A 13,291-nucleotide genomic window follows, 5' to 3' on the forward strand; every position below is an offset into this window, starting at 1 on the left:
ACTAGCGAGTCCTTCGGGACTTGCTAGCAGGCACATACTGTGCCATTAAACCATTGACCATGTTTGTTTCGTTCGGTTTTGGAAGCTCAAATGCTTTCAAACAGTACCTTGAAAACTAGATAAGAATTAGACATCAAACCAACGTTAGATTTAACGTAAGCATCATTATGATGCGTCTTTTCACATTGATTTTAGATAGTTAAGTGAATAAGGGCGCACGGTGGATGCCTTGGCACTAGGAGCCGATGAAGGACGGGACTAACACCGATATGCTTCGGGGAGCCGTAAGTAGGCTATGATCCGGAGATTTCCGAATGGGGAAACCCACTACCCGTAATGGGGTAGGATCCTTAACTGAATACATAGGTTAAGGAAGGTAGACTCGGGGAACTGAAACATCTCAGTACCCGAAGGAAGAGAAAGCAAACGCGATTTCCTGAGTAGCGGCGAGCGAAACGGAATTAGCCCAAACCAGAGAGCTTGCTCTCTGGGGTTGTAGGACACTCCATTGGAGTTACAAAGAAACAAGATAGATGAATGATCTGGAACGGTCAGCCGAAGAAGGTAACGGCCCTGTAGTCAAAATCTTGTTTCCTCCGGAGTGGATCCTGAGTACGGCGGAACACGAGGAATTCCGTCGGAATCCGGGAGGACCATCTCCCAAGGCTAAATACTCCCTAGTGACCGATAGTGAACCAGTACCGTGAGGGAAAGGTGAAAAGCACCCCGGGAGGGGAGTGAAATAGAACCTGAAACCGTGTGCCTACAAGTAGTTGGAGCCCGTTAATGGGTGACAGCGTACCTTTTGTAGAATGGACCGGCGAGTTACGATCCCATGCAAGGTTAAGATGAAAAATCGGAGCCGCAGCGAAAGCGAGTCTGAATAGGGCGAAATAGTATGTGGTCGTAGACCCGAAACCGTGTGATCTACCCATGTCCAGGGTGAAGGCCAGGTAACACTGGCTGGAGGCCCGAACCCACGCACGTTGAAAAGTGCGGGGATGAGGTGTGGGTAGCGGTGAAATGCCAATCGAACACGGAGATAGCTGGTTCTCTCCGAAATAGCTTTAGGGCTAGCCTCAAGGTAAGAGTCTTGGAGGTAGAGCACTGATTGGACTAGGGGCCCTCATCGGGTTACCGAATTCAGTCAAACTCCGAATGCCAACGACTCATCCTTGGGAGTCAGACTGCGAGTGATAAGGTCCGTAGTCGAGAGGGGAACAGCCCAGACCACCAGCTAAGGTCCCTAAGTTTATGTTAAGTGGAAAAGGATGTGGAGTTGCTCAGACAACCAGGATGTTGGCTTAGAAGCAGCCATCATTTAAAGAGTGCGTAATAGCTCACTGGTCGAGTGACTCTGCGCCGAAAATGTACCGGGGCTAAACATAACACCGAAGCTGTGGATTGTTCTTACGAACAATGGTAGGAGAGCGTTCTAAGTGCTGTGAAGTCAGACCGTAAGGACTGGTGGAGCGCTTAGAAGTGAGAATGCCGGTATGAGTAGCGAAAGAAGAGTGAGAATCTCTTCCACCGTAAGTCTAAGGTTTCCTGAGGAAGGCTCGTCCGCTCAGGGTTAGTCGGGACCTAAGCCGAGGCCGAAAGGCGTAGGCGATGGATAACAGGTTGATATTCCTGTACCACCTCCTTTCCGTTTGAATGACGGGGGGACGCAGTAGGATAGGGAATCCGCTCCACTGGATGTGAGCGGCCAAGCAGTGAGTGAGATGCATAGGCAAATCCGTGCATCAATCACAAGCTGTGATGGGGAGGGAACTATAGTACCGAAGTTCCTGATTTCACACTGCCAAGAAAAGCCTCTAATGAGGAAAGAGGTGCCCGTACCGCAAACCGACACAGGTAGACGAGGAGAGTATCCTAAGGTGATCGGGAGAACTCTTGTTAAGGAACTCGGCAAAATGACCCCGTAACTTCGGGAGAAGGGGTGCTCCTTCATAGGAGGAGCCGCAGTGAAAAGGCCCAATCGACTGTTTAGCAAAAACACAGGTCTCTGCGAAACCGAAAGGTGAAGTATAGGGGCTGACACCTGCCCGGTGCTGGAAGGTTAAGGGGATGAGTTAGCTTATGCGAAGCTTTGAACCGAAGCCCCAGTAAACGGCGGCCGTAACTATAACGGTCCTAAGGTAGCGAAATTCCTTGTCGGGTAAGTTCCGACCCGCACGAAAGGTGCAACGAATTGGGCACTGTCTCAACAAGAGACCCGGTGAAATTATACTATGCGTGAAGATGCGCATTACCCGCGACAGGACGGAAAGACCCCGTGGAGCTTTACTGTAGCCTGATATTGAATGTTGGTACAGCTTGTACAGGATAGGTGGGAGCCGTCGATACCGGAGCGCTAGCTTCGGTGGAGGCATCCGTGGGATACCACCCTGGCTGTATTGACATTCTAACCCAGGACCGTGATCCGGTCCGGAGACAGTGTCAGGTGGGCAGTTTGACTGGGGCGGTCGCCTCCCAAAAAGTAACGGAGGCGCCCAAAGGTTCCCTCAGAATGGTTGGAAATCATTCGCAGAGTGCAAAGGCACAAGGGAGCTTGACTGCGAGACCTACAAGTCGAGCAGGGACGAAAGTCGGGCTTAGTGATCCGGCGGTGCCGCATGGAAGGGCCGTCGCTCAACGGATAAAAGCTACCCCGGGGATAACAGGCTTATCTCCCCCAAGAGTCCACATCGACGGGGAGGTTTGGCACCTCGATGTCGGCTCATCGCATCCTGGGGCTGTAGTCGGTCCCAAGGGTTGGGCTGTTCGCCCATTAAAGCGGTACGCGAGCTGGGTTCAGAACGTCGTGAGACAGTTCGGTCCCTATCCGTCGTGGGCGTTGGAAATTTGAGGAGAGCTGTCCTTAGTACGAGAGGACCGGGATGGACGCACCGCTGGTGCACCAGTTGTTCCGCCAGGAGCACAGCTGGGTAGCTACGTGCGGAAGGGATAAGTGCTGAAAGCATCTAAGCATGAAGCCCACTTCAAGATGAGATTTCCCATCACTTCGAGTGAGTAAGATTCCTTGTAGACGACAAGGTTGATAGGTCGGAGGTGGAAGCGTGGTGACACGTGCAGCTGACCGATACTAATAAATCGAGGGCTTATCTAACTGAAGCGCAAACGACCGCTTAGACCCGTACGGATAAGACAGATTTTCGGAAAAGGCGTTAGCCTTTGTAGAAAAGATGACTTATACGCTAGGGTCTGGGAGTTGGAGCTGGATGTCAGCTCGTGCGCAAGACGTACCAATGTGCGATGTCTTAATTCTTATCTAGTTTTGAAGGTACTCCTTCAAACAAAACAATAGTATGGCGGTTTTGGCGAAGAGGTCACACCTGTTCCCATGCCGAACACAGAAGTTAAGCTCTTCAGCGCCGATGGTAGTCGGGGTTTCACCCCCGCAAGAGTAGGACGCCGCCATGCTTTGTTTATATTATTATCGTCGCGGGGTGGAGCAACGAGCATCACTTCACTGAAACAACTTCGAGTTGTCCCGACACATTCACTTCCTTGAATGATCTTGCAGAGGAAGGGACAGTCTTTCTGAGACTTGGAGCATGCTCAACATTATGAATATTTTTTATCGTCGCGGGGTGGAGCAGTCTGGTAGCTCGTCGGGCTCATAACCCGAAGGTCGCAGGTTCAAATCCTGTCCCCGCAACCAAATTAAATTTGTACAACGTTGATTTTACTTCATCGAATTACAAATGATTGTGTACCTTTAGGTGCAACCAAATTAAATTTGTGCAACGTTGATTTAACATCTTCGAGTTACAAATAATCGTTGTATTTAGATTAATCAAATTAGAAAATGGTCCGGTAGTTCAGTTGGTTAGAATGCCTGCCTGTCACGCAGGAGGTCGCGGGTTCGAGTCCCGTCCGGACCGCCATTTTTGTTTTTGATTACATATGATTGTTTATACAAGCCTTAGGAAAACCTCCTAAGGCTTTTCTAATGCATTTTTTTAGGAGATCTGAGAGGTTGCTCTCACTCTGATCTTCTACTCTTTACTGATATAGATAGGTTTTTTTCTTTTTGCCCCCTTTTTTGCTATGATGGGAATTAGATAAGAATCGATTCGTTAGACTGGAATAGGAAGTAGGTGTTTCGCATGAATGAAAGCTATACCATTCATACCCGCTCTGCTGAAGAGACGAAAGAAGTAGCTGAACGTTTAGGTGCTCTTTTAGAACCGAATGATCTTCTTACACTTGAAGGAGATCTTGGAGCAGGTAAGACAACTTTTACAAAAGGGCTGGGCGTTGGACTTGGTGTTACAAGAACCATTAGCAGTCCCACATTTACGATTGTTAAAGAATATGAAGGTCGTATGCCTCTTTACCACTTAGATGTCTATCGTCTTGAAGATAGTGATGAAGATATTGGATTTGATGAGTATTTCGAAGGTGAAGGCGTGTGTGTTGTGGAGTGGGCCCAATACATTGAAGACTATCTTCCGAAAGAACGGTTAGATATTCATCTTTTCTATAATGGGGAAGACCACCGTACGATACAATTAACCCCTCGTGGGGAACGATATGAACGATTATGTAAGGAGTTAGTCAAATGATTGTATTAGCTATCGATACGTCGAATCAACCGATGACGATCGCCTTAATGAAAGAAGAGCAGCTCTTAGCTGAATATACAACGGATATAAAGAAAAACCATTCGGTACAACTTATGCCTGCCATTAACCAACTGTTAGCAGATTGTAAGATGACGCCACAAGATCTAGATTTGATTGCCGTTGGCCATGGCCCAGGATCGTTTACCGGCGTTCGAATTGGACTCACGACAGCTAAGACATTGGCTTGGTCATTATCCATTCCTATTGTGGCCGTATCAAGCTTAGAGGTGCTGTCTTACAATGGGGTATTCTTTAATGGTCTTGTTTGCCCATTCTTTGATGCAAGAAGAGGACAAGTTTATACAGGGCTGTACCAAGCTGAAGGGTTCGAGAAAATGGTTCCTGTTAAAGATGAAGTTAACGTGCTTATGTCAGATTGGCTAGAAGTGCTACGCGCTACAGAGGAATCTGTATTATTTATTAGTTCTCAAGCTTCTATTCATAAAGAAAAGATCGAAGAAGTATTAGGTGAGAAAGCTGTTTTCTCTTCCTTACCGGTTCATTTGCCAAGTGCAGGAATGCTTGCGAGTATTGCTCTTACGAAGGAGCCAACCTCTCTTCATGAACTAACGCCAAACTATCTTCGCCTTGCTGAGGCTGAGGCCAAATGGCTGGAGAGCCAAAAGGGGCATCAGCAAAGTGAGTAAAGCGATCGTTCGCCAAATGACAGAAGAGGATATAGATCGGGTTCTTCAATTAGAAGAGGCATGCTTTGCCACTCCATGGACCCGAGATGCGTTTGAACACGAGCTTCAGGATAACCCCTATGCGGTTTATTACGTTCTTGAATTTGAAGGCGTATTAGTAGGGTATTGTGGGTTATGGGTTATTATTGATGAAGCTCATATTACAAATATCGCGATTCTACCTGAGTACCGAGGCATGAAGCTTGGTCAAGCCTTGTTTGAAGTGGTGATGGAAAAGGCACGTTTGGTGGGAGCCATCCAACTATCTCTAGAAGTAAGGGTATCGAATATCGTAGCCCAGCGTCTGTACCGTAAGTATGGTCTGCTACCAGGTGGAGTACGTAAAAATTATTATACAGATAACCAAGAGGATGCTGTAGTTATGTGGGTGAAATTATAATGGATCAATATATTCTAGGAATTGAAACGAGCTGTGATGAAACAGCTGTTGCGATTGTGAAAAATGGGACAGAACTTATAGCGAATGTCGTTGCTTCTCAAATTGAAAGCCATAAGCGCTTTGGTGGCGTTGTCCCTGAAATTGCTTCACGTCATCATGTGGAACAGGTGACACTCGTTCTAGAAGAGGCATTAGAACAAGCAGATATGAATATGGAAGAGATCGATGCCATTGCGGTTACAGAAGGCCCTGGCTTAGTCGGAGCCTTATTAGTAGGGGTTAATGCGGCTAAGGCATTAGCTTTTGCTTATCAGAAGCCTCTGGTGGGCGTACAGCATATAGCGGGGCACATCTATGCGAATCGTCTGATGAAAGAGTTTCAGTTTCCATTGCTATCTCTAGTTGTTTCAGGAGGACATACAGAGCTTATTCTTATGAAAGAACATGGCTCATTTGAAGTGATTGGAGAAACGAGAGACGATGCAGCCGGTGAAGCCTATGATAAAGTGGCGAGAACGCTAAAACTTCCTTATCCAGGTGGTCCTCATATTGATCGACTGGCTCATGAGGGAGAAGTGACGATTGATTTCCCTAGAGCTTGGCTTGAGAATGATTCCTTTGACTTTAGTTTTAGTGGATTAAAGTCTTCGGTTATTAACACGCTCCACAATGCTAAGCAAAAAGGGATTGAATTGAAGCAGGAGGATATTGCGGCGAGCTTTCAGGAAAGTGTTGTTGACGTATTATCCACAAAAGCGTATAAAGCGGCGAAACAGTATGGTGTGAAGCAAGTTATTGTAGCAGGTGGTGTAGCTGCTAATAAAGGATTACGAGCTCGTCTTGAAGAAAAGTTTGGTTCAGATGAAGAACTTGAGCTATTAATTCCGCCACTACACTTATGCACAGATAACGCAGCGATGATTGCTGCAGCAGGAACCGTTGCTTTTAATCAGGGTCACCGTGCTGGTTGGGACCTGAACGGAAATCCGTCTTTATCGTTAGAGCGATATGCGAAGCGTTCTGTAACAAAATAGTACACAGGGATAAAGCGAAATCATTTATTGGTTTCGCTTTTTGATGTGGAAAACACGTCTGAATGTTTCAATTAGTGTGTACATATACAGTCTTTTCCACAGCCAGAAATTAAGATGTGCATAAATATTGTAGAATGCTGTCACAGTAAACGATCGTTTGTGAATAAAAATTGTGGATAACCTAATGTAATTCTGTGGATTATGTGTATAAATATGTGAAAAACTGTATTTGTAAGGAAAATTGGTGTGGATATCATTGGGGATAGTTACACAGTTCGACAAAACCTATGAAAGCGTTAAAAAAAGAGGGGATATCTTGTGGATATCCCCTCTTTTTTAGTTTTCTTCATGGAGTTGTTCCCATTCTTCCATTAGTGATTCGATTTTTGATTGAGATTGTTCATTTGTTTCTGTGAGTTCTAAGGACTTCTCATGATCCTGATAAACCTCTGGTTCACAGAGTAAGGCATCATTTTTTTCAATGACTTCCTCTAATTCTACGATTTCTTGTTCAATTTCTTCAATGCGACGCTTTCGCTTTCTGGCTTCGCGTTGTTCCGCTTTATTTTGTTCAAATTGATTCTTAGAATCCTTAGTCTCTTTTTGAACAGTAGGGTTTTGCTGCGCTTCGTACTCAGCAATTTCCTTCGCTTCTTGCTTTTTCTCTAAATAGTAGTCGTAATCACCGAGATAAAGGTGTGTGTCTGTTCCATCTAACTCCAAGATTTGGGTGGCAATCCGGTTAATAAAGTAACGGTCGTGGGAGACAAATAAAATGGTACCCGGATAATCCATTAAGGCGGACTCTAGTACTTCTTTGCTATCTAGGTCTAGGTGGTTGGTAGGCTCGTCCAATACAAGGAAATTGGATTTCTCAAGCATTAATTTCGCCAGGGCGATTCTTGCTTTCTCACCACCGCTTAGAGAGTTCACACTCTTTAAGACATCATCTCCGGTAAATAGGAAGTTACCCAGTACAGTTCGAACATCTTTCTCATCCATAAACGGGTATTCATCCCATAGTTCGTGAAGAACAGTTTTGGAAGAATTTAATTGAGCCTGTTCCTGGTCGTAATACCCGATTTGAAGGTTCGTTCCATATTGAATCGTGCCTCCGCTAGGGGAGAGTTTATCAATAATGTTTTTGAGAAGGGTGGTTTTCCCGACGCCATTAGGTCCAACGAGTGCTAAGCGTTCTGTTCGATTTACATCAAAGGAGACGTTTTCGAATACTGGTTTTTTACTGTCTTCGTATTGGAAAGAAAGATCACGCGCTTTTAGCACATCGTTTCCGCTTCTTCTGTTGATATCAAATGTGAATTTAGCGGACTTTTGATCTCCTTTAGGCTTATCAACCTTTTCCATCTTCTCAAGTTGTTTTTGTTTACTTTGAGCTCGTTTACTAGTAGAAGCTCGAGCCATATTTTTTTGAATGAAGTCTTCCATTCGTTTCATTTCTGATTGTTGTTTCTCAAATTGCTTCAAATCGCGTTCGTAATTGGCGGCTTTTTGATCTAGATATTTGCTATAGTTTCCGTGGAATTTCTCAGAAGAGCGATAAGAGATTTCGTAAACGACATTTACGACTTTATCAAGGAAGTAGCGGTCGTGAGAGACGATAACGACAGCTCCTGGGTAGCCTTGCAAATATTGCTCTAACCAATTAAGCGTATCGATGTCTAAGTGGTTGGTCGGCTCATCAAGGACTAAGATATCTGGTTTAGAAAGTAAGAGCTTACCGAGTGCTAGTCTTGTCTTTTGGCCACCACTAAGAGTAGCGATTGGCGTGGTTAAATCGAAATCCCCGAAGTTTAACCCGTTTAATACAGCTTTAACGTCAGCTTCATAACGATATCCGCCGTCATTCTTGAAACGCAATTGCAATTCATCGTAGTCTTTTAAAAGTTTCTGGTATTGTTCCTCTTTAGCTATAAGGTCAGGATCCGCCATTTTTTCTTCCATTTGACGGAGTTGTTTCTCCATAGCTTTTAAATGGTCAAATACGGCGATCATTTCATCCCAGATGCTTTTATCTGATTCGAGTCCGGTGTGCTGCTCTAAATACCCTAATGTAGCTTCTTTGGGTTTGTGGAGCTCACCTTCCTCATACGAAAGCTCACCGGCCATAATTTTGAGCAAGGTCGATTTTCCTGCTCCATTACGTCCAACAATGGCAATTCGGTCATTGGTGTGTACTTCTAATTTAATATTCGATAGAATAAGATCAGCGCCGAAGCGTTTTGTAATATTATTCATTTGCATAAGAATCATGGTCGTTCACCTCAATGAGTTAAGTGTATCTTAAGAAATGCGTGTGAAGCAAGGTTCACACGTTGAAGTGAACTCGGGCTTCTTATCCATGGTCGAGATGTTTGTGAAATTAGAAACATTTCTTTACAATTATGCTGTAAGGACAATCCATCATATAGAACAACAAATAGAAACATAGAATTTCATTCATAACAGAACGAGGATGATCTTTATGATCTTCCTGAATTCGTGGTTATAGAAATTGGAAGCGTTAACGGTATCAGCGAAAGGTCCTTTAAGGACTCGATTAGTGTACTGTTACGGTATGAAGTGAGGGGGATAAGAGATGGAGCTAGATCAGGCAAAAATACCACAAGCGACAGCCAAGCGACTGCCCTTATATTATCGTTTTATAAATAATCTGCATAGCCAAGGTAAGCAACGTGTCTCATCAAAAGAATTGAGTGAGGCGGTGAAGGTCGATTCAGCCACAATTCGTAGGGACTTTTCTTACTTTGGTGCCCTTGGTAAGAAGGGATACGGTTATAATGTGAATTATTTACTTACCTTTTTCCGTAAAACTCTTGATCAAGATGAAGTTACGCGGGTTGCTTTAATAGGAGTAGGAAATCTCGGAACTGCTTTCTTACACTATAACTTTACAAAGAATAACAACACGAAGATTGAGATGGCTTTTGATGCGCAGGAAGAGAAAGTCGGTAGTCATATAGGCGGTGTGCCTGTTTATCATATTGATAAATTAGAGGAGTACTTATCAGAAGAGATTTCCGTTGCGATTCTAACGGTACCAGCTAATGAAGCGCAAAGAATAGCTGATCGGTTAGTAGAGGCAGGAATTCTTGGTGTATTAAACTTCACACCAGCTCGGATATCTGTCCCAGAAGGTATACGGGTGCATCATATCGATCTAGCAGTAGAGCTGCAAGCACTGGCATACTTTTTAAAACATTATCCTCTCGAACATGAAGAGGGCAACGAAGAAGAACCAAAAGAGGCTGACTAAGCCTCTTTTTTGTGTGTAGGAATTGGTTTTGGCTAGTGGATTATGTGATATAGTAGAAAACGATTCGTAAAACGAAATAATTAGAAACGAAAGAAGGGACGCAGCTTGAGCAAATTATCAAGTAAGTGGCTTGTCGTTGTATCCGTCTTATTTGGTACATTTACAGTGATATTAAATAACAGCATGTTAAACCCGACGCTTCCGCGCTTTATGGAAATCTTCGATGCTGATGCTGTAAGTGTAGGCTGGATGCTGACGATCTTTATGGTGGCAATGGGGATGACAATGCCGTTAACAGGCTTTCTCGGAGATCGTTTCGGGAAGAAGAAAGTGTATGTGACGGGGCTTATCATCTTTTTAGTTGGCTCTGTGTCAGGCTCCATTTCTCCTACCTTGAGCCTTGTTATTCTCTCTAGGGCCGTGCAGGGGATTGCGGGTGGTTTGCTGATGCCGATTGCGATGGCGTTAATCTTTAACGCTTTCCCGAAGCACGAGCGTGGTCTAGCTGTAGGTGTATACGGGGTCGCTGCCATGGTAGCACCTGCGATTGGACCGACAATCGGCGGGGTAATCATTCAGTTCTTTGATTGGCCTTTTCTGTTTTTATTTAATATTCCATTTGGACTGATTGGAATTATCCTATCTACTAAATATTTAGTCGAAACGGAAAAAAATCCTTCTCTTAAATTCGACACCATTGGCTTTATTCTTGTGACGATTGGTGTCGGAGGAATCTTATTTGCCCTTGGACGAGGGAAGGAACTTGAGACCCTTCTTACAGCCAGTAACATAAGTCTGATTGTTGTTGGTATCTTGTCGATCGTGGCCTTTGTCTTTGTGGAAAATCGGAAGACGCAGCCTTTATTGAACTTATCTGTCTTTAAAGTTCCGACGTATGCCGTATCTGTTGTCGTAACAGGCGCGGCATCGATTGGTCTTTTCTCAGGAATCTTCTTGCTGCCACTCTTGATTCAGAATGTATATGGTCTGAATGAGGTTATGACAGGACTTCTTTTCTTACCGGCAGCGGCATTAAGCGGTGTATCGATGTCCATTGGGGGGAGGATTTTGGACAAGAAAGGTCCGAAAGCGGTTATCCCTATTGGATTGTTCGTAATGGCTGCTGCCACAACAGCCCTTGGTTTTCTGGAGTTGTCCACTCCATACTGGGTGATCCTCGCGTTAAACGCAGTACGGGGTGCTGGAATGGGGCTTAGTAATATGCCAGCCACAACAGCTGGAATGAACGCCATATCGGATGAGCTGGTCGCTCAAGGATCGGCGATGAATAATGTCCTTAGACAAATGACCTCATCATTCGGCATTGTCTTCTTCTCGATCTATTATGAAACAAGGCGAGCAGTGATTGCAGCCGGAGAGGCAAATATGACAGAGGCGACGCTTCAAACGTTAAATGAAGCCTTTCTAGTCTCGGCTGTCGTTATTGTCTTAGCGATCCCGTTTTCCTTTATTATGAAAGGAGCAGGGAGCTCTTCTGAGGAGGAAGAAGGGACGTAATTGCTATAAAAAAAGGCCATCAAGAGGATGGCCTTTTTTTGTCGTATGTGGGTGATTCTAGTTATACGAATATAGTGGTTGCTTCCAGTTCCGAATAAGCAAGTAAAGGCTTAGTAGTGTAAGGAAACTTAGGTGCAAAATAGGAGTCATTTGCAAAAAGGCAACGGATGCCCTGTGATCGAATAGGGGTGTCTGAAAAACTGAAAGATTGAATAATAAAGCTAGCATGATGAAGCCTGCTGCTATGACGCGTCCTAAATTGCTTCTTACAGCTAGTATGCCAAAACTTATGAAAGTAGTAGCGATAAAAAATAACATCTGGGCGACGAGGGCTTCCGAAGTGGAAAAGGAAACTGGAATATCAGATAGTATTAACATTTTATACGCGAATGCAAGGATGCCTGTAATGAATCCAAGCCCTATAAGTAAAGAGCTCACGGTGCTGCGTAATAGATTTTTCATATCATCACCACCTTTTTACAAATTATACCTTACCATATAATAGCAGATAATAGACGATCTGAACATGGTGGCATAAAAATAAGCGGCTATCCCCGTAGTGGGGAAGCCGCTTATTTTTTGTTGCTTTTGTTCATTTTTAGGAACAGCATAAAAAGTCGAATCGCGACGGCGAAATTTACTGTCGCAACGAAAGAGCAAACGAGCGTAATCAAGTTCCAAATTGTCTCTTCTACACTAAGTATGGCGATATACGTAAATAAAATCCCCATAATAAAATAGAGGAATGCCATAAAGAATGGCGAAGTTTTCATAATAGGATTAACCTCCAAACAGGATTGTCTGTACGTTTTGCTCCAGTTGTTCTACATCTATTGTCATCTGGGCAATAATGACGAGGGAATTCATAGTTGCGTGCGTGATGATCGGTACGATAATGCGCTTTGTTTTCTCATATAAGTAGGCAAAGACTAAGCCCATCATGGCATATTTCAGTAAGTGCTCTGGTTCGCCGTGCACGATCCCGAAGATACTGCCTGATACGAGTGCAGATATGAGGAAGTTCGTATATTTACGTAATGTTCCGAATAGAATCTTTCGGAATATGATCTCCTCTAAGATCGGTGCCACAATGGCAATGATGAGAATGAAGATCGGTGTTGCTTTCGCAAGAGCCGATAAGTTTTGCGTGTTCTCTGATATAGGATCAACGCCAAAGACAAGAGACTCAATGACAGTAGCGGCGTACTGACTTAGGAAAGCAAGTAAGATTCCAAGCAGTCCCCACTTGATGTAAGACCCGATACCCATATCGTAATCCTGACGCAGGTCCTTCTGTATATCTGGCTTTAAGAGCCATGTAATAATAAGAAGGCCAGCAATAAAGGATGAGATCGTCCAGGTGATCAGCCAGGTTTGAGGATTCTCAAGGTCCAGTGAAAGAATGAACTGACCTACCAACCCACCTGATAATTGGACAAGCGTATATGTTAAGATGACATACCAATAGCGCCTTGGCATTCGGCAACGACTCCTTTTGAGAATTTATACCTTTATCTTACGTATTGTAACACATTTAAAGAAGTGGAAAGAAACGTTTAAATCGGAAAAGATGAGTCATAATCGGCTGGGGGAGTGAGCGAGTTTCTGTGAGGAAATTTTTATGAAGAAATTAAATGTTTTCGCTTGCAAAATACCTGGAGATTCATTATTATAATAATTGTGTTAGCACTCAAGTTAAGAGAGTGCTAATAAATCAAAACAAGAATAGTTTTTAACCATTTGAG

General features: G+C 44.1%; 10 protein-coding genes, 2 tRNA genes and 2 rRNA genes. 10 read left to right on the top strand and 4 right to left on the bottom strand.

Going from position 1 to position 13,291, the window contains the following annotated elements; all coding sequences use genetic code 11:
• Positions 1-197 precede the first annotated feature (197 nt).
• The 8 genes from IMZ31_RS01535 to tsaD all read left to right on the top strand — a co-directional run bounded on the left by IMZ31_RS01535 (position 198) and on the right by tsaD (position 6,754).
• A 23S ribosomal RNA gene (locus tag IMZ31_RS01535) occupies positions 198-3,112 on the top strand.
• 198 nt (positions 3,113-3,310) lie between these two features.
• Positions 3,311-3,426: ribosomal RNA gene (rrf, locus tag IMZ31_RS01540) — 5S ribosomal RNA — on the top strand.
• Between the two features lie 164 nt (positions 3,427-3,590).
• Positions 3,591-3,667 (top strand) — tRNA-Met (locus IMZ31_RS01545).
• Between the two features lie 149 nt (positions 3,668-3,816).
• Positions 3,817-3,893: transfer RNA gene (locus IMZ31_RS01550), tRNA-Asp, on the top strand.
• Positions 3,894-4,115: 222 nt separating this feature from the next.
• Positions 4,116-4,574 (top strand): tRNA (adenosine(37)-N6)-threonylcarbamoyltransferase complex ATPase subunit type 1 TsaE, encoded by a 459-nt coding sequence (gene tsaE / locus IMZ31_RS01555; RefSeq protein ID WP_207528917.1) that lies wholly within the window; start codon positions 4,116-4,118, stop codon positions 4,572-4,574.
• Entirely contained in the window at positions 4,571-5,281 is a 711-nt protein-coding gene (gene tsaB / locus IMZ31_RS01560; protein WP_207528918.1) for a tRNA (adenosine(37)-N6)-threonylcarbamoyltransferase complex dimerization subunit type 1 TsaB, read from the top strand. Before tsaE ends, tsaB begins: the two co-directional genes overlap by 4 nt.
• A gap of 16 nt (positions 5,282-5,297) precedes the next feature.
• The gene (rimI, locus tag IMZ31_RS01565; RefSeq protein ID WP_207530265.1) at positions 5,298-5,720 is read left to right on the top strand and encodes a ribosomal protein S18-alanine N-acetyltransferase; all 423 of its coding nucleotides are present in this window, start codon (positions 5,298-5,300) and stop codon (positions 5,718-5,720) included.
• Positions 5,720-6,754 carry a tRNA (adenosine(37)-N6)-threonylcarbamoyltransferase complex transferase subunit TsaD gene (gene tsaD, locus IMZ31_RS01570; protein WP_207528919.1) on the top strand — a complete coding sequence of 345 codons (1,035 nt, stop codon included), beginning with the start codon at positions 5,720-5,722 and terminating at the stop codon, positions 6,752-6,754. The genes rimI and tsaD overlap by 1 nt, the downstream gene beginning before the upstream one ends.
• 336 nt (positions 6,755-7,090) lie before the next feature.
• On the opposite strand, the gene IMZ31_RS01575 is transcribed toward tsaD, so the two are convergent.
• Positions 7,091-9,025, bottom strand: a complete 1,935-nt coding sequence (locus IMZ31_RS01575; protein ID WP_207528920.1) for an ABC-F family ATP-binding cassette domain-containing protein — start codon at positions 9,023-9,025, stop codon at positions 7,091-7,093.
• Positions 9,026-9,350: 325 nt separating this feature from the next.
• Between IMZ31_RS01575 and IMZ31_RS01580 the strand changes: the two genes are divergently transcribed.
• On the top strand, positions 9,351-10,028 hold the full coding sequence (locus IMZ31_RS01580; protein WP_207528921.1) for a redox-sensing transcriptional repressor Rex: 678 nt from the start codon (positions 9,351-9,353) through the stop codon (positions 10,026-10,028).
• Positions 10,029-10,133: 105 nt separating this feature from the next.
• The gene (locus IMZ31_RS01585; protein ID WP_207528922.1) at positions 10,134-11,546 is read left to right on the top strand and encodes an MDR family MFS transporter; all 1,413 of its coding nucleotides are present in this window, start codon (positions 10,134-10,136) and stop codon (positions 11,544-11,546) included.
• 57 nt (positions 11,547-11,603) lie between these two features.
• Here IMZ31_RS01585 and IMZ31_RS01590 read toward each other — a convergent pair whose 3' ends face one another.
• The 3 genes from IMZ31_RS01590 to IMZ31_RS01600 form a co-directional block, all read right to left on the bottom strand.
• Complete coding sequence (locus IMZ31_RS01590; protein ID WP_207528923.1) at positions 11,604-12,008, bottom strand: hypothetical protein; 405 nt, start codon at positions 12,006-12,008, stop codon at positions 11,604-11,606.
• 110 nt (positions 12,009-12,118) lie between these two features.
• On the bottom strand, positions 12,119-12,319 hold the full coding sequence (locus IMZ31_RS01595) for a YdiK family protein (RefSeq protein ID WP_198135881.1): 201 nt from the start codon (positions 12,317-12,319) through the stop codon (positions 12,119-12,121).
• A 7-nt stretch (positions 12,320-12,326) separates the two neighbouring features.
• A complete protein-coding gene (locus IMZ31_RS01600; protein ID WP_036786982.1) occupies positions 12,327-13,025 on the bottom strand; it encodes a CPBP family intramembrane glutamic endopeptidase in 699 nt (232 codons plus the stop codon).
• Positions 13,026-13,291 lie beyond the last annotated feature (266 nt).

This window comes from Pontibacillus sp. ALD_SL1, assembly GCF_017355605.1.

Bases quoted from the DNA above. Each gene is read 5' to 3' on its own strand.
- tsaE (WP_207528917.1), top strand. From the start codon at position 4,116: ATGAATGAAAGCTATACCATTCATACCCGCTCTGCTGAAGAGACGAAA.
- tsaB (WP_207528918.1), top strand. From the start codon at position 4,571: ATGATTGTATTAGCTATCGATACGTCGAATCAACCGATGACGATCGCC.
- rimI (WP_207530265.1), top strand. From the start codon at position 5,298: ATGACAGAAGAGGATATAGATCGGGTTCTTCAATTAGAAGAGGCATGC.
- tsaD (WP_207528919.1), top strand. From the start codon at position 5,720: ATGGATCAATATATTCTAGGAATTGAAACGAGCTGTGATGAAACAGCT.
- IMZ31_RS01575 (WP_207528920.1), bottom strand. From the start codon at position 9,025: ATGATTCTTATGCAAATGAATAATATTACAAAACGCTTCGGCGCTGAT.
- IMZ31_RS01580 (WP_207528921.1), top strand. From the start codon at position 9,351: ATGGAGCTAGATCAGGCAAAAATACCACAAGCGACAGCCAAGCGACTG.
- IMZ31_RS01590 (WP_207528923.1), bottom strand. From the start codon at position 12,008: ATGAAAAATCTATTACGCAGCACCGTGAGCTCTTTACTTATAGGGCTT.
- IMZ31_RS01595 (WP_198135881.1), bottom strand. From the start codon at position 12,319: ATGAAAACTTCGCCATTCTTTATGGCATTCCTCTATTTTATTATGGGG.
- IMZ31_RS01600 (WP_036786982.1), bottom strand. From the start codon at position 13,025: ATGCCAAGGCGCTATTGGTATGTCATCTTAACATATACGCTTGTCCAA.